This window comes from Hymenobacter sedentarius, from assembly GCF_001507645.1.
GTDB classification, from domain to species: domain Bacteria; phylum Bacteroidota; class Bacteroidia; order Cytophagales; family Hymenobacteraceae; genus Hymenobacter; species Hymenobacter sedentarius.
This window is the reverse complement of record NZ_CP013909.1, coordinates 1,749,712-1,776,277: the sequence shown is the minus strand read 5'-3', so window position 1 is coordinate 1,776,277 and position 26,566 is coordinate 1,749,712. Positions and strand designations below refer to the sequence as shown.

Genomic DNA, 26,566 nt, shown 5'->3' with positions numbered 1-26,566 from the left:
TCAGCTCAACGCGGGCATTCCTCGCGGGTAAGGGCTTCGTTGATGACGATGGCAGCCCGGCTGCCGGCCGCCGCGGCCAGCAGGGCCTGCTGGGCGCCGGGGGTGGTGTCGCCGGCCGCGTACAGGCCCGGCACCGAGGTTTGCATGCCCGAATTGACCCACACGGCGCCTTTGCTGGTGTGCCGCGCCCCAAGCTTTTCGGCCAGGGAGCTGCGCTGGTACTGGGAAGCGTGCAGAAACAGGGCCTTCCGCTCGAGCTGGCTGCCATCGGCAAACTCGATGCACTCCAGGTCATCGGTGGCCGAGCCGATGAGGCGCGTGATGTGTTCTTCGCGGATTTTGATGTGCTGCCGCCGCAGCCGGCGCCGGGCATTCTGCGTCAGGTGCCCCGGCCCGTTGGTCACCACCACCACGTCGTGGCTCCAGCGGCTCACCAGCAGCGCCAGGCCCGTTACGATGCGGCCCTGCCCGTACACGGCCAGGGGCTGGTTGCGCACCTCCCACCCGTGGCAGTACGGGCAGTGCAGCACCCCCCGCCCCCACAGCTCCCGGAACCCCGGCAACGGCGGCAGTACGTCCAAGACACCCGTGGCCAGCAGCACCCGCCGGGCCGTGATGCTCACGGGCGTATCGTCGGTGGTTAGACAGCCGGAGGCCCGAAAGCCTTTTTCCAGCGGGATTACCTCGTTAATTTCCAAGCACTGCATTTCCACCGTGGTGTACTGCTGCAGCTGCTCCTGGCCAAGCCGCAGCAGCTCGGCGGGAGGAATGCCGTCGCGCGTGAGAAAGCCGTGCACACCGGGCGAGGCCTCGTTGCGCGGGGGGCCGCCGTCGGCCAGCAGCACCCGGCGCAGGCAACGCCCCAGCGTAAGGGCCGCCGACAAGCCAGCGCTGCCCGCCCCAATAATCAGAACGTCGTATTGAAATTGCATCGAAAAGAGAAAAGAAGCCCAAGCCGTTCTAAACCACCGCCACGGGCCGGAGGTTGCGTCAGACAGCTCAACTAACCCACAAAAAAGCCCCTCCCGAGACGGGAGGGGCTTTTTTCATTTGCCGGTGTGGCGGCAGTTGCCTTATTCTTTGATGAGGCGCTTGGTCAGGTTCACCACCTGGCCGCCGTTTTGGCCGCGCACCAGCAGCGTGTAGCTGCCGCTGGCTACGGTGCGCAAATCCAGGGCGTGGGCCAGGCCCGTGTTCAGCGCCGCCCGCAGCACGGTGCGGCCGGCGGCGTCGAGCACGCTCACTTGGTACACGCCAGCCGGCAGGGCCGTCAGGTCGAGCTTGGTGCCGGCGGCCGTGGCCGGGTTGGGAAACAGGCTAATGACCGGGGCCAGCACCTTGGGGAACGTTACGCTGTGCACGGGCGAGAAGTTCTCCGTGCCATCGGCATCGACCTGCCGCAGGCGGTAGTACACCACGCCCGTAGCCTTGGCGCCGATGCCGGCATCCGTCAGGGTGTAGTCCGTCGCCGCCGAGCTCGTGCCCTGGCCCTTCACCTGGCCAATCTTGGCGAAGTCGGTGCCGTTGAAGCTGCGCTCCACGTCGAAGTGGTCGTTGTTCTTTTCGGAGGCGGTGCGCCAGGCGAGTTGGGCATCCTGGTTTTTCACCGCGGCCGTGAAGGCGGTCAGCTCAACGGGGAGCGGATACGCCCCAATATTGATTGTCACGCCTTGCAAGGTTATGCCCCCGGTAGCGTCGGTTGTTCTGGTTTGTACAGTGTACGTGCCGGACCGCAACAGCGTACGGTCGGTAACGGTGAACTGGTCTGTGCTAGCATTCAGCCCAACCCCGGCCGGAAGGCTCGACCCACTCAGTACGGCATTGGTAATACTCCCGTCCGCATCAGTCACGGTAGCCAGCGAATACCCATTGGCATATGCCCCTGTCTTGGACGGGGCAGAAGTATATATTGACTCGGTTTCGAACAAGTTGACTCCTACCAGTGAAGTGGTTCGGCCGCCCGTAACGTCCACGGTGTTCACGGTGAAGGAATACCGGCCGTTGGCAAGAGCCGTGGCGTCGCTTACGCTTATTTTCCACTTTAGACGCGCCTGCTTTTCCGCCGCCAAATCGCCTGATTCTTTAGGGCTTAAAACAAAAACGGCCCCGCTTATGCGGGGCCGTTCATATAGGTAAGCTTAAAGAAATACGGAGCTAATCAGCTGCGGCCGCTGGCGGCGACCAGCGCCTGCAGCGGCTCGTTGAAGCCTACGGCGTCTACCAGTTCCTCCAGGGGCAGGTGTAGGCGGTACTTCCAGAAGTGCGTGGGGTTGCTGGGCACGTTGATTTGCTCGTCGTGCGGGTTGGCGCGGCGCAGATTGCGGTCCATGGCCAGCAGGTCCTGCAGCGGGAAGATGGCCCACATGGCGGGCGAATGCAGGTGCTGCACCACGATTTCGCGCGCTACCCAGGGCTCGCAATAGAACGGCGCTACCTCGCGCCAGTGGCCCAGGATGGTTTCGAAGAAGCGCTGGGTGCGCACCCGGTCTTCTTCCCACCAGCCGCGAACGGTGCTCATGTCGTGGCTGCTAGTCGTGACCACGCTCAGGTAAGGGGCGGTGTCGGGGTGGCCGAACTCGGTTTCGGGGTTGGAGGGCATGCGCTGGATGTTCAGGCCCAGGATGCCGAGTTCCTTCATCACGCCGGGCACGGAGGCCGGCACCATGCCGAGGTCTTCGCCGCAAATGAGCATGTCGGTGGCGTAGCGCACGGGCGGCAGCTTCACGAGGCCCTGCTGGCGCCAGAACTCCTCGTGGCGGCGGAAGAAGAAGTCCACGTAGATGTCGTCGTAGAGGCGGCGGCGGTCTTCGTCGGTGTCGAGCTCGCGGAACGAGTAGCTCTTGTTCAGGGTGATGCGCGGGTGGTAGAAGTCGTCGCCGGCGGGCACAAACAGCACCTCGTTTACCAGCTGGAACAAGCCCTTCTGCAGCCAGGCAAAGTAGTCGGCGTGCTCGGGCGCGGCGGCCAGCTTCTGGGCGATGTAGGCCTCAATCTTGCGCTGGGTATCCACGGCCTTCTTCAGGTGAATGCGGCCGTAGCTGGCGTCGTACATGTACTCGTCGAACACGGCCTGGGCTTCGCCCTGGAAGATGTCCTGCAGCATGTGCCAGCGGATGTACGGCTCGCACAGGCGGCTGTAGTCGAACCAGCCCAGGCGGCGCTGAATCTCGTGGCGGTGCAGCGGCAAGGCCGGCGAGAAATGGCCCAACAAGCCCTCCACCGATTCAATGGGCATTTCCCAGATGCGGAAGAAGCCCAAGATGTGGTCGATGCGCAGGGTATCGAAGTAGCGGGCGAGGTGGCCCATGCGCTGCTTCCACCACTTATAGCCGTCCAGGGCCATGCGCTCCCAGTTGTAGGTGGGGAAGCGCCAGTTCTGGCCGGTGGTGGAGAAATCATCCGGCGGGGCGCCGGCCTGGCGGTCCATGTGGTAGAGCTCGGGCTGGGTCCAGGCGTCCACGGAGTGGCGGTAGATGCCGATGGGCAGGTCGCCCTTCAGCACCACACCGCGGCTGCGGGCGTAGGCCACGGCCGCGCGCAGCTGCTGGTCGAGGTGAAACTGCGTGAAGAAGAACAGGCCGTACTCGTCGTAGTCAGGAGCGGTTTCGGCGGTGAGTTGAGCTAAGTTCTGCGGGGTGCGGAACTCGGCGGGCCACTGCTGAAAATCGGCGGTACCGAACCGGTCGCGCAGGGCCGAGAAGGCAGCGTAGGGCACCAGCCAATCGGCCTGGCTGCTTAGGAATTCGCGGTAGTCGGGGTTGGCCAGGAAAGCCTTTTTCTCCTGCTGGTAGAGCAGCTTGAGAAACTTCCACTTGGCGTTCATCACCGGCTCGTAGTCCACAAAGTCTTTGGCGTTCAGCTCCTGCTTGAGCTGGGCCATTTCGCTGGCAGCTTGCTTGTCTTTGAGGGTGGCGATGCCTTCGAGATGGATGAACTGCGGATGCAGGGCAAACACCGAAATGGCGGCGTACGGGTAGGAATCGACCCAGGTGTGGGTGGCCGTGGTGTCGTTGATGGGCAGAATCTGCACCAGCTTCAGGCCGGTTTGCACGGCCCAATCGGTGAGCAGCTTCAGGTCGGCAAACTCGCCCACGCCGAAGCCGTTTTCGCTGCGCATGGCAAATACGGGCAGGGCCACGCCGGCGCCGCGCCACGCATCCGGGTAGCGGTAGGCTTCGTCATTGAACACCCGGGCCGCGGTGCGGTTGGTGGTGGCGGGAATCACGCGGTTTTCGCCGCCCTCCATGTCCAGGGCGTGGCCGGCCTGCGCATCCCAGATGGCGTATTTGTACTGGCAGTCCTCGGTAGGGTTTTGCAGCGTGACGGTGCCGGCCCAGGTCGGGAAGTCCTTATCCGACAGCACCAGGCCTTTGGTGTTGTCCCAGGCGCCCAGGGCCGGGTCGGAGCCGAGAACGCACAGGCCGTACTGCGGCGGCACACGCGGCGCCATCAGGCGAAACAGGGTTTGGCCGGCGCCGGGGGCAGCCATGGGAGTAGCCGTTGGGGTTGCTACCGGGGCTACGGTCACGGCTTTGCCGGATTTGGCTTTTTTCCCTTTGCTGGCTGGGGCAGCGGGGCCGTTTGTGGCGGGCCGCCGAAACAGGGCCTTGGTGAAGGCAGCCGTCAGCAGCTCGTTTTCGGGTTGGGCCGGCGAGCGCCAGTAATCGGCCAGCTGCAGGCGCGGCGCGCGGGAAGCATCGTAGGCGATGCTGCGGTTGGGCCCGAATTCCCAAGTCTGGCTGCCGGTGTTGGCGTCGAGCAAGGCATACTTATAGGTAAGGCCTTGTACGGCGGCCGCATCGCCCACGGTCAGCTCATAGCTCCAGCAGCCCGTGGCTTCGTCGTAGAGCATGATGGCCGCACTGGCCAGCTGCCAATTGCCCAAATCGGGGTGGGAGCCGCACACGGCCAGGCGCTGGCCAAACACGGTGCGGTAGGGAAGGGAAAAGCGTATCGTCATGCAATCGGTGAGTTGGGGGGGCGCAAGATAAGGCGGGCATGTGGCAGCCCGCATCAAGCTCAACTATATGCATTCGGCGGCAAATAGTTGCCAACCCGGGCCGTACGTTTTGCGTTTGGAACCTCGTCCCGTTCTGTTCGCCGCTTACTCACCTTCTGCTTTGTCCACTTTTTTTCGCCGTGCCCTTTACGGACTGCTAGGGCTCCTGGCCCTGGTTCTGGTCCTCGTAGTAGCTGTAGTGGTGGTGTTGCAATTTCCCGCGGGGCAGGATTTTGTGGCCCACCGGGCCGAAAGCTACCTGCGCGGCAAGCTCAAGACGGAGGTACGCATCGGGAAATTTCGCACCGATTTCCGCCACGCCATCAACCTCGACGGCGTGTACCTGGCCGACCAGCAGCGCGACACCCTGCTGTCGGTGGGCCACCTCGGCGTCGACCTCGACATCCTGGCGCTGCTGCACAGCCAAATCAACGTGTCGAACGTGGAGCTGAACGACGGCCGCGTGCGCCTGACCCGCACCGAGCCCGACTCGGCAAACAACTACGACTTCATCATCGATGCCTTCGTGGACCCCAACGCGCCCACCGACACCACGGCCTCCAAGCTCAAGTACGACATCGGCAAGCTGCGGCTCACCAACATCTACTTCACCCAAAACGACCAGATAACCGGCTCCGACGTGCGCGCCCGCCTCGGCGAGCTCACGGTGAATATGGACGAGGTAGATGTGGATAAGTCTATCTACAAAGTGGATAACGCGGCCCTCCGTCGAGCTTACATTGCCATTGTGCAAACCAAAACGGCCCCGGAAGTGGATAACCCCGGCCCTACCGAGCCGCTCACGCTCCAGTTTGGCCTAAATAAGGCGACCCTCGACAGCGTGGCCTTTACTTATAAGAACAACCCCGCAGCTCAATTTATCAGCACCAACATTGGGCTGGCCGACATCACGGCCCGCAACATTGACCTGCGCAACGAGCGGATTGACCTCACCAAGCTTACCCTCAAAAACACGCGCTTCGCCTACGCCCAAAACGAAAACGTGCCCGTGGAAGAACGGGTGGTGAACCCTGCCGAGGCCGTGCGCAAGCTCGACGAAGCCGCCGACAAGACCAAGGCCGCCACCGGCCAACCCCTGAAGTGGCGCGTGACCCTGGCCCAATCCGACATCAGCGGCCTGGACGTGGCCTTCGACAACTTCAACCAGCCTAAGCAGCGCACCCGCCTGCCGGCCATGGACTACAACCACCTCCACTTCTCGGATTTGGTGCTGAACACGCGGGACTTTTCCTTTTCCGAAAACCGCACCACGGCCAAGGTAGACAACCTGGCCGGCCGCGAGCAAAGCGGATTTCTGGTGAATAAGTGGCGCGCCGATGTGGTGTACGACTCGGTGCAAATCCGCCTCGACAGCCTCGATTTGATTACGCCGCACACCCGCATCCGGCGTACGCTGGCCATTGGCTACGAAAGCCTGGCGGCCCTGGGCAACTCCAAGAACCTGCCCAACCTGAAGATTGAAGGCGATTTGCGCAACGTGCGCCTCGGCTTCCGCGACATTCTGTACCTGGCCCCGGACCTGGCCAGCACCTCCCCGTTCAATACCGGCCCCAATCAGTCGGTGCTGCTGAACGGGCAGATTGCCGGGCGCGTGGGCAACTTCACGGTGCGCAACCTGGAGTTTGTGGGGCTGCGCAACACGGTGCTGCGCGCCCGGCGCGGCCGCATCCAGGGCCTGCCCAACGTGGACTCGCGGCTGTACGCCGACCTCGATATTCAGCAGTTCAGCACCACCGAGGCCGATATCCGCAGCTTGGTCCCAAAGGGTAGTATTCCAACCAACATCAGCATTCCGCAGTCGCTGGCCGTTAGCGGCACGTTCCGGGGGCGACCTACTACGCTGCAGTTCAACACCAACCTACAGCTGCGCAGCACCTACGGCGACATGGCGTTTAGCGGCAACCTGGGGGCGGCGCAGGCCAACGGCCGCCAGCCGGTGGTGGGCACGTTTGCCACCAAGGGGTTTGACTTTGGCCGGCTGCTGAAAAACCCGCAGCTGGGCCGCGTCACGGCCACCGGGCGCATCAATGCCACGGGCAACCTGAAAGACCCCGGCACGCTGGTGGGCCAGGTGAATGCCAACGTGCAAAGCGCCCGCTACAACGGCTACAACTACCACGGCGTGGTGGCCAAGGTGGACCTCGACCGCAACCGCTACGTCATCAGCGCCAACAGCAAGAACGACCCCAACCTGAACTTGGACCTGCAGGCCGTAGTGAACCTGCGCGACCCGCGCAACCCCACCTACGAAGTGACCTCGTTGAACCTGCGCGGCGCCAACCTCACGGCCCTGGGCTTCTACACCGGCGGCGACCTGCGCGTGCAGGGCAACCTCAACGCCAACCTTACCGGCTCCAGCCTCAACACCCTCAACGGTACCTTCCGGGGAACCAACGTGGTGCTGGTGCGCGACAACCAGCCCTTTGCCTTCGATACGCTGAGTGCCAAAATCACGCAGACGGCCACGCGGGCCGCGCTGGATTTCACCTCCAACATCGTGGCCGCGAAGCTCGATGGCAACGTGCACCTCGGCGACCTGGCCCCGGAGCTGGAGCAGCACCTCGACCGCTACTTCGACCTGCCCGGTGTGCGCTACGTGCCCAGCGCCGCCGACCGCCACTTCACCTACGCCGTGCAGCTGAAAGACGGCAAGCTGGCCACCAAGCTGGTGCCCGGCCTCAAGCAGATTTCGCCCTTTACGCTGGCCGGCGACTACAGCCGCCAGGCCGCCCGCCTCACGGCCAACACCAGCATTCCCATCATCCGGTACAACAACTACCGCATCGATTCGCTGCGCCTGAACGTGGGCTCCGACGCCAGCAAGCTCGATTATGGCTTGCGCATGGCCCAGGCCGCGCAGGACACCACCCTAAAGCTGCGCCGCCCCAGCATCATCGGCAACGTGGCCAACAATAAGGTATTCACCCGCGCGGCCATCCTCGGCGATTCTTCTACCCACGAGCGGCTGGCGCTGGCCGGCACACTGCAGTCCTTGCCCGTGCCCGGCCGCCGCGACCAGGTTATTTACCAGTTTTCGGCCGCCCCCGAGCAGGTGCTCAACTACCAGAACTGGACGGCTGGCCCCAACAACTACGTGCGCTACTACCCCACCGGCGCCGTGGTGGCCGATGGCCTGCGCCTCACCAACGGCCGCAGCAGCCTGGCGTTGCAAAGCCAGAACCCGGCCGTGCCCACTTCGCCGCTGGGCGTCACGTTTACCAATTTTGAGCTAGCCGAGCTCGCCCGCATCGTGCAGCAGCAGGACTCCTTGGTGGCCGGCACGCTCAACGGCACGGCCCGCATCGACAACCTGGGTACTAAGCGCCAGGCCTTCACGGCCGATGCCACGGTGAATAACCTGGTGTTTCAGAAAGCCGCCATCGGCGACATTGCCCTGCGGGCCACCAACCCCGCCCCCAGCCGCTACGACGTGGACGCCCGCCTCACCGGCGGCGCAGCCGGCAGCGTGGGCGGCAGCGGCAACGACGTACACCTCACGGGCACCTACCTGGCCAGCAGCGCCACCCCGCTCAACTTCACCGTGGATGCCAACCGGCTCAACCTGAAACTAGTGGAGCCGTTCTCGGTGGGCCAGGTGCGCAGCGCCACCGGCTTCGTGCACGGGCAGCTGAGCGTGACCGGCGCGCCCGCCACGCCCCAGATTCGCGGCACGCTCACCACTTCCGACGACGCCGGCTTTACCGTGCCGCAGCTGGGCTCGCCCTTCCGCCTGCCCAACCAAGACCTCACGTTTGACAACCGGGGCATTGCCTTCCACAACTTCACCGTGCTGGATTCGGCCTCTAACAAAGCCGTGGCCAACGGCTACCTGCTAACCAAGGACTTCATCAACTACTCCTTCGACATGCGGGCCACGACCAACAACTTCATGGCCGTGCGCAGCACCCGCGCCAACAACGAGCTGTTCTACGGCCGTTTGGTGCTCGATTCGGACACGCGCCTGACCGGGCCGGTTTCGCTCATCAAAGTCGACACCCGGGTGACGGTGGTGGAGGGCTCAAACCTGACCGTGGAATCGCCGAATGCCACGCCCACGGCAGTGGAGCGGGCAGGCGTAGTGGAGTTCATCGACAAAAGCGCCCCGCTCGATACCATGCTGGCCCGCAAAGTGGCGCTGGACACCACCAAGGTAGACGCCACCGGCTACGACCTGACGGCGGTGGTTACCATCAACGACCGCACGCCGTTTACCATCGTCATCGACCCGGTGAGCGGCGATAACCTGCGCGTGCGGGCCGCCGGCACCCTCAACACCAACATTGCGCCGGACGGCACCATCACCCTGAGCGGGCGGCTCGACGTGGCGCGCGGCCAGTACCACATGTCGCTCTACGACCTGGCCTCGCGCGATTTCATCATCCGCCGGGGCTCGTCCATCACCTGGGACGGCGACCCCTACAACGCCGACCTCAACGTGACGGCCCTGTACAAGGTGCGGGCCGCGCCCGCCGAGCTGCTGGCCGGCCAGGGCACCGACGACCCCACCAGCAACACCCTCGCGCGCAACCGCCTCCCCTTCAACGTGCTGCTGAACGTGACTGACCAAATCAGCAAGCCCACCATTGGCTTCGACATCACGCTGCCCGAAAACCAGCGCGGCGCCCTGAGCGGGCAGGTAGAAGCCAAGCTGGCCCAGCTGCGCCAGCCCACCCAGAACTCAGAAATGAGCAAGCAGGTGTTTTCGCTGCTGGTGCTGGGCCGTTTCGTGGCTCAGAACCCCTTCCAGACCAGCAGCGGCGAGGGCGTGGTGGCCAGCCAGCTGCGCGGCAGCGCCAGCGCCGTGCTCACCGACCAGCTCAACAACATCACCGACAAGTACCTCTCGGGCCTGGGCCTGGACCTGGGCCTCACCAACCAGGCCGACTACAGCTCAGGCGAGGCCCGCAGCCGCACCGATCTGAACGTGGCCGTGCGCCGCCAGCTGCTCAACAACCGCCTCACCGTGCGCGTGGGCACCGACATTGCCCTGAGCGGCAACACCGGCACCCAAACCACCACCGGCCAGACGCCCCCCAGCAACCTGGCCGGCGACGTGAGCCTGGAATACTCGCTGCTGGCCGATGGCCGCCTGCGGGTGCGCGTGTTCCGCCAGAATGCTTACGAGGATATTGATGGCCAAATCGTGCGCACGGGCGCCGGCCTGGTGTTCCAGCGCGAGTACCGCGACCTGGCCGACCTGTTCTCGAAAGTGCCAAAAAGCATCAAGGAAGAGCGAAAAGAGAACCGCAAGCAGGAAAAAGTGGAGAAGAAGGCCGAGCAGGATTCCGTCCAGAGCCAGCCCACGGCCCGGGTCGACACTTCGCGGGTGAAGCCGACCGCCAAGAACCGTTAATTATTGATGGATAGTAATATGCTCGATTGGTACCGCACCAAAACCTCACCCCTGCCGGGCACGGCCTCTCTCCAAAAGAGAGGGGTGTCAGACGATGCAAGCCTGCGCGGAACAGGCACCCCTCTCTTTTGGAGAGAGGCTGGGGGTGAGGTTCCCGCCAGTCGTTCCAGTGCCGTTACCTCAATCATCTCCCTTTCACTCCTCATTCTATCGGGCTGCTCGGGGCTGCGCTTCATTCCCGAAGGCCAGAAACTGTACACCGGCAGCAAAGTCACCATCAAGACACCGGAGAAAATCGCCAACCAATCGGCGCTGCAAACCGAGCTGGAGTCCGTGGTTCGGCCCAAGCCCAACGGCTCCATTCTGGGGCTGCGGCCCAAACTGTACTTCTGGGGCCTGGGCCAGGGCAAGACCAAGGGGTTGGGCCACTTCCTGGCCGACAAGTTCGGCGAGCCACCGGTGCTGCTGAAGGACGTGAAAATCAGCGCCACCGAGGGCCTGATGACCAACCGGCTGTACAACAACGGCTTCTTCAAGGCGGGCGTGAGCCACGAGGTGAAAGCCCAGGAAAAAACAGCCCAGGTTGATTACACCGCCACGGTGGGCAAGGTGTACACCATCCAGGAAATTCACTTTCCGGAGCGCGACACGCTGGTCGACGCCGCCATTCGGGCCACGCAGCCCGGCACGCTGCTCAAAACCGGCGATGCCTACAACCTGAACACCTTCACCGCCGAGCGGGTGCGCATCGACAATGCGCTAAAAAACCAGGGCTACTTCTACTTCACGCCCGATTTCCTGCTATTCCAGGTCGACAGCACGCTCAACAACAAGGTGAACGTGTACCTGCGCGTGAAAAGCACGGCCCCCACGCGGGCCACCCGCCCCTACTGGCTGGATGTGGTAAAGCTGAACACCAACTACGTGCTCACCGACACCACCCGGCGCGAGCCGGTGCGGTACCGCGGCTACGAGTATTACCCCGATGAGAAGGTGTTTAAGGCCAAGGCCATTACCAACGCCGCCTTTCTGTACCCGGACAGCCTGTACCGCCGCAAGCGCCGCGACCAGACCATCAGCCGACTGATGAGCCTGAACGTGTTCAAGTTCGTGGAAATCCGCCTGAAGCCGGCCGCCGCGGGCGACTCAGCCGGCCGCGCCCGCCTCGACGCCGACGTGCTGATGAGCCAGCTCAAGAAGCAAAGCCTGCGCGCCGACCTGCAGATGGTGACCAAAAACACGGGCTTCACGGGGCCGGGCCTTACGCTGTCGTACCGCAACCGCTCGGCCCTGCGCGGCGGCGAGCAATTGCTCATCAACGCCACGGCCATTGCCGAAACCCAGACCCGTGCCCCGACCGGTGCCGAATCGCGCAACAATTCCGGGCTGACTTCAACGGAGTTCGGCGTCAATGCCCAGCTGGTGGTGCCGCGCATCCTTTCCCCCGACCTGCCGCTGCTCGACATTACCCTCACCAACTCCGACTTCCAGCCGCACACCACGTTTGGAGCCGGCGTGCGCTACATCACCCGCACGGGCTTTTTCAGCACCTCCAACTTCAATTTAAACTACGGCTACAGCTGGAAAACGAAGATTACCAACGAGCAGGAGCTGCGCCCGATTGACATTGAGTACAGCCTGGTGTCGACCACGCCCGTGTTCGACACCATTCTGACCAAACGCCCGTTTCTGCGCAACTCCTTCGAGCAGCAGTTTATCCTGGGCAGCAGCTATCGCTACACCTACAACCAGCAGGTGCTGGAGCAGCGCCGCCAGCAAATCTTCTTCCAGGGCATGGCCGAGGTGAGCGGCAACGTGGCCGGTGCCCTGAGTGGAGCTTTCGGCTCCAGTAAAGACGACAAAGGCCGCTACACGCTGTTCAGCCAGCCCTTTTCGCAGTACACCAAGTTCGATTTGGAACTGCGCGAGTACTACCGCATCTCGGCCAATCCCACCTCCGGCAACCGCATCGTGGCCCGCCTGCAAGCCGGCATCGGACTGCCTTACGGCAACTCCCGCTCCCTGCCCTACCTGCGCCAGTACGGCATTGGCGGGCCCAACTCCATCCGGGCCTTCGCGCCCCGGGAGCTGGGGCCGGGCACTTACAAGCCGACCCAGACCACGGATAACGCCATCAGCTACTACGACCAGGTAGGCGACCTGCGCCTCGAAGGCAACCTCGAGTACCGCCAGGACCTGGTGCCCTACCTCAAAGGCGCCGTTTTCGTCGACGCCGGCAACATCTGGCTGATGAACGCCGACCCCGACCGCCCCGGCGGGGAATTCAAGGCCAGCTCCTTCCTCAGCCAGATGGCCGTGGGCGCCGGCGTAGGCCTGCGCGTCGACGTGCAGTATTTCGTCATCCGCTTCGACTACGCCGTTCCGCTGGTAGCGCCCTACGGCACGCCCACCAGCACCGCCGGCCGGCTCAACCTGGCCATCGGGTACCCATTCTAGAGAGAAGTTAGAAAGTAGATTAGCATAACAACCAACTCCCCTCCTTACCAAGGAGGGGATGTTCGAGCCAACGGCTCGGACGGGGGTGGTTGAGCCGTTGAACGATGCAAGAACGACTCGGCCTGGAATCGTTCAACGACTCAACCACCCCCGTTTTCGCTGCGCGAAAACATCCCCTCCTTGCTAAGGAGGGGAGCTTGCTGTTCTGCTATCTCAGCCCAATTTTCATCACCGAATTATCGGGCAGCGCTCAAATGGCCGGCTTTCATCGAACAGCTTGCGGTAGGTGATGTGCGTTTTGCAGATTTTGGCGCCAATGGAGCGCGTGGTGGCCAGCATGCGGGGGTTGAAGTCGCCAATCCAGTTCATTTCGATGTCGGTGTAGCCGGCCACCTGGAAGGCTTTTTGGGCGTGCACCAGCATCACGGCGTCCACGTTTTTGCCTTGGTGGGCGGGCACCACGCCATAAATCACCCCAAACATCTTCTTCGGCCGGCGGCGCTGGTAGCGCCACCGCTCCCACAGAAAGCGCAGCTTGCCCACGAGGTCGAGGCGCGGCCCCACGTGCTTTAGAATCTGGTTAAGCTCGGGCAAACTCAGGAAGAAGGCCACCGGCTCGTCGTGGTGGTAAGCAAACCAGAGCAGGCGCTCGTCGAGCACGGGCCGCATTTGCTGCACCAGCTGGCGGGCCTTGTCCAGGCTCATTTCCGGCACGCCGGAGTGGTTGGCCCAGGCCAGGTTGTATACGTGGTGGAAGTCGCGGGCCATGCGCTCGGGGTCGCGCTTCAGGGCGTGGCGAAACTGGTAAGCCGGCTGCTCGGCCGCAAAGGCCTCGGCCCGCTTCCCAAAGCTGGGGTGCAGGGGCATATCGACGTCGCGCCAGCAGGTGTACTGCTTGAAATAGAGTTGAAAGCCGTAGCCTTCGAACAGCTGCTGGTAATACGGCGGGTGCCAAAACATGCCGTAGTTGGGCTCCAGCTCGAAGCCATCCACGAGCAGGCCCCAAAACCGGTCCCGCTCGCCAAAGTTGATGGGGCCGTCCATGGCCTGCATGCCGCGCGCCGCCAGCCACTCCCGGCCGGCGTCAAACAGCGTATTGGCCGCCGCCTGGTCGTTGATGCACTCAAAGAAGCCCAGGCCGCCCGTGGGCAGGTCGGCATCGGCCACGGCGGGCATGTCGCGGTTCAGAAACGCCGCCAGCCGGCCAATTACCTGGCCCGCGTCGTCCGTCAGCACCCATCGAATGGCCTCGCCGTGTGCAAAATTCAGGTTCTTGATTGGGTCAAACACGGCTTCGACCTCGGCGGTCAGCGGACCGATGTAGACCGGCTGCCCGCGGTGCAGGCGGGCGGGCAGGTCATGAAATAGCCGCGCTTGGCGGGCATCAACAACTTTGACTAGCGGCATGGGAAGGGCGCGAACAAATGAGCAAAGCTTCCCAACAACAGAACGGCGGGAACAGCCCGGAAAGGCCGCAAAGAAACACCTGCCAGACCGCTTCAGGCAGCTCCCACTCCGCAAGGCACTGCCGTGGCACGCAAGCAGTACCGTATCAACGGCGCCGAACCATCTACAACATCCTTACTGTCAAAGACAACCGACAATTATTGAGCTGAATTCAGCTCAACTACAGCCAGCAGCGGGAAGGCGACTGTGCTTTCGATGTGCCACGAGTAAGTGAGATAAAGCCCCTCCTACATCTGCAGTTGCGGCTGGGCTTAGGACACCTGACGCAGGCCGTTAATCTGCCGGGCAAAGAATCCTGGGCCAGCGCACTACCAAGGAGCTTTGCTCGCTATATTAGACAATCCCATTTCCTTATCCATGGCAATAACCTGAACAGTAGCAGATTTCCGCGCACCGCTTTGCTGCAAGTTTTCGAGCTAAAAGCAGAGCTTCCTTACAGGAAACAGCACTGTTGGGCTACTGCCACCCCGGCCCGGCGCGATGGAAAGTGGTCCGGGCTGCCCGCCCGTGTTTCGTTCTTCTTCACCCGGATAGAGCTTCTGTTTTTCAGTCAGATAGAACTGCTTTTCCTGTTATGCACATCATTTGGCTGCTGGTGCTGTGGTGGGCTGGCCCGGAAACCTCCTTTCCGGCGCCCCAGCACGATGCCCGGATAGACAGCTTGCAACGGCTGCTGGCCACGGCACCGCCCGATACGGCCCGGGTGCTGCTACTGGCCCAACTGGCCTACGAGCACACCCAAACGGCGCCGCTGGCCACCATTTACTACGGCCAGCAGGCGCTGCAGCTCGCCCAGAAACTGCGGTTTCCGCGGGGCGAGGCCTGGGCACTGGTGCGGCTGGGCTCCGGCTTTCGGGAAGCCGGCAACTACCCCGCCGCGCTGCAAGTAGGGCTGCAGGGCCTGCGCATGGCCGAGGCGCTGCACGACCCGGAGCTAATCGGGCGCGCCACCAACGCCCTGGGCTACCTGAACTGGGAGCAGGGCAACAGCCGCACCGCCCTGGCCTACCTGTTTCGGGCCAAAACGGTGGCCGAAGAAAGCCACAACGTAAAGCTGCTCACCCGCGTGATGGGCAACATCGGCAACGTGTACGTGCAGCTCAACCGCCTCGATTCGGCCCTGCTCTACTCCCAAAAGGGCTACGCGTTGGACCTCAAGCAGCACGACCTGACCAGCGAAGTAGGCGATGCGGCCATGCTCGGCAACATCTACACCGGCCTGGGCCAGCCCCAGTTGGCCCAGCGCTACTACCGCAGCAGCATCGCGCGGGCCACCGGCCAGCACATCACGTTTGCGCTCTGCCGGGCCTACCTGGGCCAGGCCCGGCTCTACCAGCAACAGCACGGGCCCGCGTCCGACTCGGCGCTGTATTCCGGACGGCAGGCGCTGGCTGCGGGGCAGCTGGGCCAATACCCCAAGGGCATTCTGGAAGCCAGCCAGTTTCTGGCCGCGGCATATGCCGCCCGGAGCGACAGCGCCGCCGCATTTCGCTACCTCACGCTGGCCAGCGCCACGCGCGACAGCCTGTTCAGCCGCACCAAGATGGCCCAGGTGCAGGCGCTGGACGTGAGCGAGCGGCTGCGCCAGCAGGAGCTCGCCGACCAGGCGGCTGAAGCTGCCGCCGAGCGCCGCTACCACTGGCTGCTGGCCGCGTTGGCCAGCACCCTGCCGGCCCTGCTGCTGCTCTGGCTCAACAACCGGCACAAGCAGCGCGCCAACCAGCAGCTCAACGCCCGAAACGCCCAGATTGCCAGCCAGCGCGACGAGCTGAGCAGCACCCTGGAGCAGCTGCAGGCCACCCAGGCCCAGCTGGTGCAGCGCGAGAAGATGGCCTTTCTGGGCGAGCTCACGGCCGGCATCGCCCACGAACTGCAAAACCCGTTGGCCTTCGTAAAAAACTTTGCCGACGTGAGTGCCCTGCTCGTGGATGACATGGCCGACGGCAGCCCCCACCGCCCTGCCTCCGACAACAGCCAGGGTATTCTGCTGGCGGGCCTCAAGCAGAACCTGCGCGAAATCAGCGAGCACGGCCAGCGCGCCACGTCCATCATTTCCGACATGCTGGCCCGCTCGCGCCACGGCAGCGCCCCCCTCGCCCCCACCGACCTCAACCAGCTCACCGAGGAATACCTGCGCCTGGCCTACCAGGGCCTGCGCGCCAAGGACCCGTCCTTCCACGCGGCCCGCACCAAGCACCTGGCCCCCGACCTGCGCCCGGTACCCGCCGTAGCTTCCGATTTGGGCCGGGTGCTGCTCAATTTATTTACCAATGCGTTTTATGCCGTGCAGCAACGCCAGAAGCTGGGCGAAGCCGGCTACGTGCCCGAAGTCAGCGTCAGCACCCGGCCGCTTCCCACGGGCCACGTCGAAATCCGGGTGCGCGACAATGGGACCGGTATCCCGGAGGCCGTGAAGGAGAAAGTGTTTCAGCCATTTTTCACCACCAAGCCCACCCACGAGGGCACGGGCCTGGGCCTTTCCCTCTCGCACGGCATTGTTACGCAAAGCCACGGGGGCACCCTCACCGTGGAGTCGCAGGAAGGCGAATTCACCGAGTTCATCATCTGCCTGCCCGGCTAGCCGCCCCGCAAGTGCAGCAGGTGGGGCTTATTGCGGGGAGGAAGGCGCGCCTGTTTCCTGGCCCCATGCTGCCCCCCGCGCAGAGCCCGACGGCAGCGGCCCGCGTAGGTCCTTATTCATTTCAAACTGCCCAAACAGGTAGCAGAAGGGGCATTGCTGCCGCTCATCGCCAGTCCCGGCTACGCGACAAGCCATCGAAATACGCTGCGCAATCCGGCAGCGGGGGTGCGTATGGTATAGGCGCCGCCCGTCCTTATCCGGCATGCTTGAATAAAAAGGAAAGGAGTAGTTCATGGCATAGTCGTTGTTATTATAAACATAGTAACATTTTTTTGAAAAATAAACATGCCTCTCCGATTTTTTTCAAACCAGCGCTACTCCCCTTGCCCTCGGATTCCTAACATCGAATCATTCCAGCACCTTGATTAATAGGTCTATTCTATATTATCAGCCAGTACCGTAGCCAGAGGACGCGCTTTACTATTTTTTTCACCGCCTACTCGCCAGGGTTCACCGTAGCGCGGCTTATCTGGCCGGCTGTGGGTCTTCCCAACGCATTACCCAAATCGCCAGCAGGTCAAGAAGAGGGTCGCCAATAAGTGAAACTCCCGAACCAGGCGCCCGGTGGTCCCGCCCCGGCCAACCGGCTGGTCTGATCAGTTCCTCGGAGCCCTTATTTGCCTAGTCGTTGCTTGCCCACGTGGTACTGAAACGGCCCGTAGCCCATGCCCGAAAGCCAATGGCGGAAACCAAGCCTCGAAAGCCGTGCATATGCCTCATGGCAGTAGCTAGCCATAAGTTGAGCATATGATTGCGGCATAAAACAAAACAGCCACTCAACTTGCGTTTGAGTGGCTGATGATGAATGTGGGAAGTAAAGGATTCGAACCTTCGACCTCTTGCGTGTGAAGCAAGCGCTCTAAACCAACTGAGCTAACCTCCCAAGCAACGGATACAGGCATCGACTATACCTGTATAAACTATCGGGTAAACCGAAAACAAAACAGCCACCTAGCGTTATGTCTAAGTGGCTGTTTCTCAATGGTGGGGGATGTAGGGTTCGAACCTACGACCCTCTGCTTGTAAGGCAGATGCTCTGAACCAGCTGAGCTAATCCCCCGTGGGTGTTTCCGTTTGGGATTGCAAAGATGGGGGGTGTTTTTTTAAGTGCCAAACAATTTTCTGAAATAATCTGCCAGAATCTTCTGCCTTGAGGGCTTTTCAGGCAGCAACAATTTCATTTTCAGGCAAAGAAAATTTAATGAGCGAATTGAAAAAACGGTTTTTAGACTCGCCGCTCCCCAAGCAACGTATTCGCGCCGGCACCGTTAAGCTTCCCACAGTTCGTTCCAACCAACCTTTCTTTCCCATGGATACCCAACTCCTGCAGAATTACTCCGAAGCAGAAAAAACCGCTTATCTGAGCGCCATTGCCAGTCTGGCCACGGCCGACCGCCAGGCTTCGGGCGCCGAAACCCAGTTTCTCCAGGCCCTGGCGCAGCAGGCGGGCCTGTCGGGCGGCGCCACCCAGCAAGTACTGGCCGCCGCCCAGGACTCGTCCAACCAGACCATTCAGCAGAACCTCGACGTTCTGAAGAACAGCGACCTGCGCTTCTCGCTGGTAACCGACCTCATCAGCTTCGCCCGGGCCGATGGCGCGTACGCCAACGACGAAGAAGCTATGATTAGCAAGATGTCGGAGTACCTCGGCATCAACCAACAGCAGAAGCAAACCCTCGAAACGGTGGTAGACCAAGCCGCTACCGTGGCCCACGACCCGCAGGACCCGTCCAAGGAAGGCTTTTTCAGCCGCATCGGCGATAAGCTGTCCAGCGTCGGCATTCCCAAAGCGGCACTTATGACCGGCCTGCTCGGCGTGGTGGCCCCCATGGTCATTTCGCGCGTGATGAGCGGCGGCAGCCAGAACCAGGGCTACGGCAACCCAGGCGGTGGCTTGCTGGGCGGCAGCATGGGCGGCCTGCTGGGCGGTGCGGCCCACAGCGGCCTGGGCGGCATGCTGGGTGGGCTGCTGGGCGGCGGCATGCTCAGCGGCATCCTTGGCGGCGGCAATACCGCTGCCAACATCCCGCAGCAGGGCTCGGCCATCGGCAGCGGCGGCCTGGGCTCCATGATGTCCATCCTGGGCGGCCTAGGCGGCCGGCCCAATACCCAGCCGGCCAGCGCCGGCGGCGGTGGGCTGGGCAGCCTCCTTGGGGGCGGCGGGGGCATGGGCTCTTTACTCGGCGGGCTGCTCGGCGGCCGTTAGGCCAGCCTGGCACTTATCAGATTTAAGCAAAAGACCCTTCCGTAGCGGAAGGGTCTTTTTTTTGTGAACGCGGCGTTGGCAATCGAGCTATCAGGGCCTGGCGGCTACAGCCGCCGCGGCGTCCGGAGCGGTGGCGAAGGCGCCGCCGTGCTGCTCCACCATTTCCACCAGGCGGTAGTTGATGTCTTCTTTCACGTCGAGGTATTCGTCGTAGCTGGTGGTGTCCACGAAGTACTGCACGGTCACTTCCTTGCCCACGGTGGTCAGCGCGTTGAATTTCATCTGCACTTCCTGGGTCACCAGCGGGTGGGCCTGCATGGCTTCCAACGCCCCGGTGATGATGGCATGGAGCTGGGCACTGGTGGTTTTCTGGTCGAAGATGAGCGTGAAGCCCACCCGGCGCGACGTGCGCAGCGAGAGGTTATCGAGGGGCTTGTCAATCATGCTTTTGTTGGGCACGGTGAGGTAGCTTTTCTCGGCGGTGCGCAGGCGGGTGCTGCGGAAGCCAATTTTTTCCACCGTGCCATTCACCTCGCCGGCCTTCACCAGGTCGCCCACGCCGAAGGGCTGGTCGAGGAAGATGGTGAAGGAGGCAATGAGGTTTTCGAGGCTCTCTTTGGCGGCGAAGGCCACGGCCAGCCCACCAATGCCCAGGCCCCCAATCAGGGCCGTTACGTTCACGCCAAACACTTCCCCCAGCACCACCAAAAGGCCGATGATGAGAATCAGGACCTTGAGCAGGTCTTTGGCAAAGGGAAGAAACTGGTTGTCGAGCCGCTGAATGCTCGGCGTGGCACGCAGCTCATTGCGGCGCTGCACCACCAGCAGCGCAAAATCGACCAGCCGAAGCACCACCCAGGTAACGGTGGCAATAAAGCCCAACAGGAACAGGCGCAGCAGCGCCACCTTGGGCCAGGGCTCCTGGCCCACCACGGCATTGGGCGGCAGCGGGTAGCGCAGCACGCTGAACGCGGCATACACCGTGAGCAGCAAAAACAGAACGGACAGGGGCTGGATGAGCAGCTCGCGCATCTCTTCCTCGGTCACGCCGGCCGTGTATCGCTTCGTGAAGCGAAACAGCACCTTGCTCAACAGCCGCGACAGCAAGCGCCGCAACGTGGCGCCCACGAGTAAAATCAGCCCCGCAAGTAAGTATTGGCTCAGGGCATTGCCCAGAATTTCGTAGTGCAAAAAGGGTGGCAGCGTCATTCTAACTAATAAAGTACCCCCAGGCTGCAGCCTGGTTAGCGGGATTTTGAAATAAAGCAGAGCACGCACACGAGCCGCAGCTCCGGGCGTGGCGGCCCGCTACTTGGCCCGAATGGCGATAACCGGGTCCAGGTTGGCGGCCAGGGCGGCCGGCACGATGCCGGCAATCACGCCAATGCCCACGGAAATCAGCAAGCCCAGGATGACGCGCGCCGCCGACATGTTCAGCGGCAGCGCATCCTGGGGCACCAGCGTCACGAGCCACACGAGCAGAATGCCCGCCACGCCCCCAATGAGGCACAGGCAGATGGCTTCGAACAGGAACTGAAACAGAATAAAGAAGTTCTTGGCGCCGAGCGACTTTTCGATACCGATGATGTTCGTCCGCTCGCGCACCGACACAAACATGATGTTGGCAATGCCAAAGCCACCCACCAGAATGGCAAACGACCCGATAACGCCACCCACGATGCCAATGACGCCAAACAGCTTGCCGATGGCAGCGGCTACCATCTCGGGCCGGTTTAGAGCAAAATTGTCCTCATCGCGAGGCTTCAGGCCGCGGATGTTGCGCATGGTGCCGCGCATTTCGTATTCCAAATCCATCAGGCCAGGGTCTTCGTCGCGGCCCTTCACAGCGATGGTGGCGCTGGGGCCGCCCCCAAAGCCGGTGGTGCTCAGGGTAAACATCTTGGTAAACATGCCAAACGGGATAATGCAGTTGGCGTCGTTGCTGGAAATGGTGATGAGCTTCTTTCCTTCTTTTTCCATCACCCCGATTACTGTCAGGGTTTGGCCCCGCGCCTTAAACTGCTTGCCTAATGCGTTGCCGTTCGGGAATAGGTTTTCGGCAATGGTGGCCCCGATGATGGCCACCGGCCGGGCCGCTTCTATTTCCTGGCTGGTGAAGTAGCGGCCCTCCTTCACGGGCATGTTGCTCACGGCACGGTAGTCGTAGCTCGCGCCCTGCAGCACGCAGTCCGACACGGAGTTGGAGCCGGCTTTGAGGGTGTTGCCGCTGTTGGCAGCGAAAATCGCAATACCCTTATTGTTGGGCCCCAGCTGCTTGCGCAGCTGTTGGTACTCGCGCGGCGTTGGCACGGGCCGTTTGAAATACTTCCACCACGGAAACCCCGAATCGAAGGCAAAAGGCCATTTGCTGACGTAAATGACCTTGTCGCCGGCAAAATCCAGGCTGCTGCGGATGTTGGCCTCCAGCGAATCGACGATGGTGAACACCGCGATGATGGCAAATATGCCCACCGTGACGCCCAGCAGCGACAAGATGGTCCGCAGCAAGTTGGACTTGAGGGCATCCAGGGCAAAGCGAAAACTCTCCAGGGTGAGGCGAAGCGTGAGCATAAACAGGACGCAAATAGGAATGAAGAACGGGGAAAGGATGTTTCCAAAGAAGACCCGGCGCTCCGGACTCTCCATGCTTCATTAATCGAAGCCTCAAAAGACGGAAATAAGCAGGGAAGTTGCTGAGACCTAAAGGCCGTACGGGTTGCGGCCGTGCACGAAAAAATAGATACTACGAGAAAAAGCCGTACTTTTGCCTCCCCAAATTTCCGTATCTTCCCCCCAATACTGCCCTATGGCGATGAAATTGCATGAGTTCAAGTTCGAACTCCCCGAAGAACTGGTAGCTCTGCATCCGGCCCGCAACCGCGACGAAAGCCGCCTCATGGTGGTGCACCGCGCCACCGGCCAGATTGAGCACCGCACCTTCAAAGATATCCTCGATTATTTTGTCGAAGGAGACGTGATGGTTCTGAACGACACCAAAGTTTTTCCGGCCCGTCTGTACGGCAACAAAGAAAAAACCGGCGCCAAGATTGAAGTTTTCCTGTTGCGCGAGCTGAACAAGGAGCTGCGCCTGTGGGACGTGCTGGTGGACCCCGCCCGCAAAATCCGCGTAGGCAACAAGCTGTACTTTGGCGAGTCCGACATGGTGGCTGAAGTTATCGACAACACCACTTCGCGCGGCCGCACCATCAAGTTTCTGTTTGATGGCACCGACGAGGAGTTCCGCAAGGCCCTCTACGAGCTGGGCGAAACCCCGATTCCGAAAGAGGTTATCAACCGCGAAACCGAGCCCGCCGACAAAGAGCGGTACCAGACGATTTATGCCGAGCACATTGGTGCGGTAGCGGCTCCTTCGGCGGGCCTGCACTTCACCCGCGAGGTAATGAAGCGCATGGAAATCAAAGGCGTGGAGCCGGCGTACGTGACACTGCACGTGGGCCTGGGCACCTTCCGCACGGTAGACGTGGAAGACCTGACCAAGCACAAGATGGACTCGGAGAACTTCATCGTAACCGCTCCGGCCTGCGAAATCGTGAACAAGGCGCTCGACGCCAAGAAGAAAGTGTGCGCCGTGGGCACCACCACCATCCGCGCCATGGAGGCGTCGGTGTCGGCCAATGCCCGCATGAAGCCCACCCAGGGCTGGATTGACCGGTTCATCTTCCCGCCCCACGACTTCAAAATTGCCAACTGCCTGCTGACCAACTTCCACATGCCGGAAAGCACGCTCATCATGCTGGCGGCCGCCTTCGCCGGCTACCCCCTGCTGATGGAAGCCTACAAGGAAGCCATCAAGGAGAAGTACAAGTTCTTCAGCTACGGCGATGCCATGCTGATTCTGTAGTAGCAGCACCCGCTGCTTGCTGCGGCAGATTTTTGAGCGCCGGAGACCCGCCCTGGGTTTCCGGCGCTCTTTTTTGTTTGAACTTCGCGGCAATGAATCCTTCGTCCCGTTCCTCTCCCCAATACCCACATCCGCCGGTTCCTCGCTTCGCAATTTTGGTGGCCGGCGGCAGTGGCACCCGCATGGCCGCCGACCGGCCCAAGCAGTTTCTGCTGCTGCACGGCGAGCCCGTGCTCCTGCACACCCTGCGCCGCTTTGCTGAACCGGCGCTGGGCGTGGCCGAGATAATTGTGGTGCTGCCCGCCAGCCAAATGGATACTTGGCAGCAACTCTGCCAGCATCACCAGGTGCGCATCCCACACACCCTTGTGCCGGGGGGGAGCACGCGCTGGGCTTCGGTGAAGGCCGGTCTGGGCGCCCTTAGTCCGTACCCGGGAGGGCTGGTGGCCGTGCACGATGGCGTGCGGCCCCTGGTGTCGCGCCTCGTGGTGGAGCGCACCTATGCCGCCGCCGCCACCTACGCCGCGGCCGCGGCCGCCGTGATGCCCAAAGACTCCGTGCGCCTGGTATCGCCGCACGGCTCTTCGGCTCAGAATCGCAGCCGGCTCCGGCTCATGCAGACCCCCCAAACGTTTGAGATTGACTTGCTGCGCCGCGCGTACGCCATGCCCGAACTGGCTTCGTTTACCGACGACGCGACCGTGGTCGACGACCTGTGCCGCGTGCAGCTGGTGGAAGGCGACTACTGCAACCTAAAAATCACCACGCCCGAAGACCTCATAGTGGCCGAGGCGCTACTAAGCGCGACTGCGTAACGAAGTAGTAGCGTGCGTGGGTGGAAGAGCTTCGCTCCCGGCAGCCTGAGCTATTGCCAAAGTCCCGGAGAATCCGGACTGTCGTTATTTGCAGGCAACTTTCTTACTCGGGTCTCTTTCCGATTTCCCACTCTGGCGCTCCGCCACTCAGTTACTCCATGGAATACACCAGCCTGCTCTACAACGTGCGCCCCGACGGCGTGGCCACCATCACCCTGAACCGTCCGGACGTCTTCAACGCCTTCAACGACGCGTTGAGCTACGAGCTGCAGGATGCCCTAAAGCAAGTGGCGCACGATGCCGCCGTGCGGGCTGTCGTGCTCACGGGCGCCGGGCGGGCCTTCTGCTCGGGCCAGGACCTGAAAGCCGCCCAGGGCGCCGAGCAACAGTCGTTCTCCGATTCGCTGCACCAGCGCTACAACCCCATTATCCGGGCCATGCGGGCCTTGCCCAAGCCGATTATTGGCCGCATCAATGGTGTGGCGGCCGGGGCCGGCTGCTCCCTGGCCCTGGCCTGCGACGCGCTGGTGGCCAGCTCCGAGGCTTCGCTGATTGAGGTGTTCATCAATATCGGGCTGGTGCCGGACTCGGGCTCTTCCTGGTTTTTGCCGCGCCTGGTGGGCACGCTCAAAGCCTTCGAGCTGTGCAGCCTGGGCTCGAAAGTGCCCGCGGACGAAGCCCTGCGGCTGGGCCTGGTCAACCAGGTGGTTTCCCCCGAGCAGCTTGATGAGGCCACGTACGCGCTGGCGGCCCGGTACGCCGCCGCTCCCACCAAGTCGATTGGGCTGATTAAGCAGATGCTGAACAAGGCCGGCGCCGCCACCCTCGACGAGATGCTGGACTATGAAGCCCACTGCCAGCAGGTTGCCGGCGAATCGGAAGATTATTGCGAAGGCGTGAAAGCCTTTAGCGAGAAGCGGAAGCCCGTTTTTAAGGGAGCTTAAAGCAGCACTGGCAATGCTGAATTTTGAATAGTGATTTGGCACCAAACGGAACTTGAAGGCTGAGTTGCCGGCACTGCGACTGGTTGAGCTAAAAACCGGCAAGCCCTACCACAAAAAAAGCCCTCCCATGACTGGAAGGGCTTTTTTTGTGGTAATTAGCACTACCGCAGGGTAATGGTTTTGGTGCGGCCGTTGATGGTTACGCTGGCGATTTTGTCGCAGTCGTGGGTGCCGCTTGGGTCGTAGTTCAGCAGCATAGATTTGCCGTTGGAGTTGGTAATGGTCACGGTGCCTTCTACAAAGTACTTAAAGCAGTCGCCGCGCTTAATGAGGGGCGTTTTGATGACGGTGCTGTAGTTCACGTTGCGGCGGTTGGTGCCATTGGCCGAGCCGGTTACGCTAAACACGTCGTCGGAAAACTGGGGCGTGCCGAAACCAGCCGTTTGGGTGAAGACCCAGTTGGCCGTCCAGGAATGGGTGCCGCCGTTGTTGGCCCGGATGATGCTGGCGTTGGTCACGTCGACCGAGAACGAGCCCTGGCCCAGGTCCGTGAAGGTGCGGGTAGCGGTGTGCTGGTTGTCGTTCACGAAGTAGTTGGTGCGCGTGACCACGGCACCGGCGCGGCGCGTGAGCACGTCGGTGGTGAAGCGAACCAGAATCTGGCCCCGGCGGTAGCGGCCATCGGGGCACAGGCAGTTGGTGGAGCCGAAATCAATGGTCAGCGTGCGGGCCGCAAAATCGTAGGTGCGGGTGGCGCAGGCGCCAAACTTGAGCCGGAACTCGGCATCGGAGGTACTGAACGCGGAACCTTGCACGCCGGGGTTTACCGGTCCGGCCGACTGCATAGCGTCCGAGCTGATGGCGGTTTCGATGTTGTCCTCGCTGCGGTCTTCGGCGGTGGTAATGTCATCGGGCGAAATATCGGAGTCGCGCCGGCAACCGGTGGTGAGCAGCAGGCCGCTGGCCAGGGCAGCAAAGGCGAGCGAACGCAGTGAAGAAGTACGCATAAGGGGATGAAAAAAGGGTTAGGTGAGGGAAATGCAAGCTGGAGTTTAGGTCGGTTGGAGGCAAGCATACTGCCTGGGTTTAAAGCACCTCCAAAAAAAATATGCCTTTCGCCCAAAGAACCTGGCCCGGGGGCCGTCGTATAGCTGGTTATCTATAAGCCATTCCCCCAATTCCTTCGCCATGCGCGGCTCGTTGCTCCTCTCCTTCCCTTCCCGGCCGCTGCTTTTCTCCCTGGCGGTGGCCTGGCTTACGGCGTGCTCTTCGGATGGGGGCGGCAAGGACGCGGTGGAGTCGGCCACGGCTCAGAACGAGAGTAAAATCAGCTCGGCCGACGTGACCGAAAAGCAAGAGGCCGATGCTCGGTTTCTCGTGAAAACCACCAGCAATGCCCTGCTGGAAGTGGAGCTGGCCAAGCTGGCCCAGGCGCGGGCCACCACCCCCGCCGTGCGCGCCTACGGCACGCGCCTGGTGCAAAACCGGCTGGACCTGCTGGCCGCGCTGCGCACCCTGGCCGATGCCAAAAAGCTGGCCTTGCCCGCCGCCCTGGGCGCCGACGAGCAAGCGGCCTACCACGAGGTGAGCACCAAAACCGGCAACGAGCTCGACAAAAGCATTATGAAGCTGCTGGTGAAGGCGCAGAAGCAAGACGACAATGCCTTCGACGACATGAAAGACGACGCGTACGACGGGGACATTCGCGGCTTTGCGGCCAAGTACCAGCGCCCCGTGAGCGAAGAACTGGACGGGGCCAAAGAAGTGGCCGACGTCACGGATGATTTGCCCTAGAGCTGCG

Annotated in this window: 15 protein-coding genes and 2 tRNA genes; 8 read left to right on the top strand and 9 right to left on the bottom strand. The window is 62.1% G+C overall.

Translation table 11 applies throughout. The features are described from left to right. Window positions 1–5: 5 nt before the first annotated feature. The 3 genes from AUC43_RS07275 to AUC43_RS07265 all read right to left on the bottom strand — a co-directional run bounded on the left by AUC43_RS07275 (window position 6) and on the right by AUC43_RS07265 (window position 4,960). A complete protein-coding gene (locus tag AUC43_RS07275; RefSeq protein WP_068191470.1) occupies window positions 6–932 on the bottom strand; it encodes an NAD(P)/FAD-dependent oxidoreductase in 927 nt (308 codons plus the stop codon). Window positions 933–1,073: 141 nt separating this feature from the next. Continuing rightward, on the bottom strand, window positions 1,074–1,667 hold the full coding sequence (locus AUC43_RS20865) for a T9SS type A sorting domain-containing protein (RefSeq protein ID WP_157780974.1): 594 nt from the start codon (window positions 1,665–1,667) through the stop codon (window positions 1,074–1,076). 491 nt (window positions 1,668–2,158) lie between these two features. After that, the gene (locus AUC43_RS07265; protein WP_068191466.1) at window positions 2,159–4,960 is read right to left on the bottom strand and encodes a 4-alpha-glucanotransferase; all 2,802 of its coding nucleotides are present in this window, start codon (window positions 4,958–4,960) and stop codon (window positions 2,159–2,161) included. Window positions 4,961–5,120: 160 nt separating this feature from the next. Here AUC43_RS07265 and AUC43_RS07260 point away from each other — a divergent pair, with 160 nt between their 5' ends. Both AUC43_RS07260 and tamL read left to right on the top strand, forming a co-directional pair. After that, complete coding sequence (locus AUC43_RS07260; protein ID WP_068191464.1) at window positions 5,121–10,373, top strand: translocation/assembly module TamB domain-containing protein; 5,253 nt, start codon at window positions 5,121–5,123, stop codon at window positions 10,371–10,373. Between the two features lie 18 nt (window positions 10,374–10,391). Next, a complete protein-coding gene (gene tamL / locus AUC43_RS07255) occupies window positions 10,392–12,830 on the top strand; it encodes a translocation and assembly module lipoprotein TamL (protein WP_068191462.1) in 2,439 nt (812 codons plus the stop codon). Between the two features lie 228 nt (window positions 12,831–13,058). Here tamL and AUC43_RS07250 read toward each other — a convergent pair whose 3' ends face one another. Further along, on the bottom strand, window positions 13,059–14,237 hold the full coding sequence (locus tag AUC43_RS07250; protein ID WP_068191460.1) for a hypothetical protein: 1,179 nt from the start codon (window positions 14,235–14,237) through the stop codon (window positions 13,059–13,061). Between the two features lie 634 nt (window positions 14,238–14,871). On the opposite strand from AUC43_RS07250, the gene AUC43_RS07245 reads away from it, so the two are divergent. Further along, window positions 14,872–16,878 carry a tetratricopeptide repeat-containing sensor histidine kinase gene (locus tag AUC43_RS07245; RefSeq protein ID WP_068191458.1) on the top strand — a complete coding sequence of 669 codons (2,007 nt, stop codon included), beginning with the start codon at window positions 14,872–14,874 and terminating at the stop codon, window positions 16,876–16,878. Window positions 16,879–17,746: 868 nt separating this feature from the next. Here AUC43_RS07245 and AUC43_RS07240 read toward each other — a convergent pair. Together AUC43_RS07240 and AUC43_RS07235 are read right to left on the bottom strand one after the other, a co-directional pair. Then, window positions 17,747–17,821, bottom strand: a tRNA-Val gene (locus AUC43_RS07240). A gap of 99 nt (window positions 17,822–17,920) precedes the next feature. After that, window positions 17,921–17,998, bottom strand: a tRNA-Val gene (locus tag AUC43_RS07235). A 249-nt stretch (window positions 17,999–18,247) separates the two neighbouring features. Here AUC43_RS07235 and AUC43_RS21770 point away from each other — a divergent pair. Beyond that, on the top strand, window positions 18,248–19,144 hold the full coding sequence (locus AUC43_RS21770; protein WP_068191456.1) for a TerB family tellurite resistance protein: 897 nt from the start codon (window positions 18,248–18,250) through the stop codon (window positions 19,142–19,144). A gap of 90 nt (window positions 19,145–19,234) precedes the next feature. On the opposite strand, the gene AUC43_RS07225 is transcribed toward AUC43_RS21770, so the two are convergent. Both AUC43_RS07225 and AUC43_RS07220 read right to left on the bottom strand, forming a co-directional pair. Beyond that, the gene (locus AUC43_RS07225; RefSeq protein WP_068191455.1) at window positions 19,235–20,353 is read right to left on the bottom strand and encodes a mechanosensitive ion channel family protein; all 1,119 of its coding nucleotides are present in this window, start codon (window positions 20,351–20,353) and stop codon (window positions 19,235–19,237) included. Window positions 20,354–20,452: 99 nt separating this feature from the next. Continuing rightward, entirely contained in the window at window positions 20,453–21,715 is a 1,263-nt protein-coding gene (locus tag AUC43_RS07220; RefSeq protein WP_068191453.1) for an ABC transporter permease, read from the bottom strand. 241 nt (window positions 21,716–21,956) lie between these two features. Here AUC43_RS07220 and queA point away from each other — a divergent pair, with 241 nt between their 5' ends. From queA to AUC43_RS07205, 3 genes are all read left to right on the top strand, one after another. Further along, entirely contained in the window at window positions 21,957–23,006 is a 1,050-nt protein-coding gene (gene queA / locus AUC43_RS07215; RefSeq protein ID WP_068191451.1) for a tRNA preQ1(34) S-adenosylmethionine ribosyltransferase-isomerase QueA, read from the top strand. A 92-nt stretch (window positions 23,007–23,098) separates the two neighbouring features. Beyond that, window positions 23,099–23,821 carry a 2-C-methyl-D-erythritol 4-phosphate cytidylyltransferase gene (locus AUC43_RS07210; RefSeq protein ID WP_068191448.1) on the top strand — a complete coding sequence of 241 codons (723 nt, stop codon included), beginning with the start codon at window positions 23,099–23,101 and terminating at the stop codon, window positions 23,819–23,821. A 158-nt stretch (window positions 23,822–23,979) separates the two neighbouring features. Next, window positions 23,980–24,765, top strand: a complete 786-nt coding sequence (locus AUC43_RS07205; protein WP_068191446.1) for an enoyl-CoA hydratase-related protein — start codon at window positions 23,980–23,982, stop codon at window positions 24,763–24,765. A gap of 161 nt (window positions 24,766–24,926) precedes the next feature. Here the strand turns inward: AUC43_RS07205 and AUC43_RS07200 are convergent, their stop codons facing one another. Next, window positions 24,927–25,772 (bottom strand): hypothetical protein, encoded by an 846-nt coding sequence (locus AUC43_RS07200; protein WP_068191444.1) that lies wholly within the window; start codon window positions 25,770–25,772, stop codon window positions 24,927–24,929. 181 nt (window positions 25,773–25,953) lie between these two features. Between AUC43_RS07200 and AUC43_RS07195 the strand changes: the two genes are divergently transcribed. Beyond that, complete coding sequence (locus AUC43_RS07195) at window positions 25,954–26,559, top strand: DUF4142 domain-containing protein (protein WP_068191441.1); 606 nt, start codon at window positions 25,954–25,956, stop codon at window positions 26,557–26,559. The last annotated feature ends 7 nt before the right edge of the window (window positions 26,560–26,566 follow it).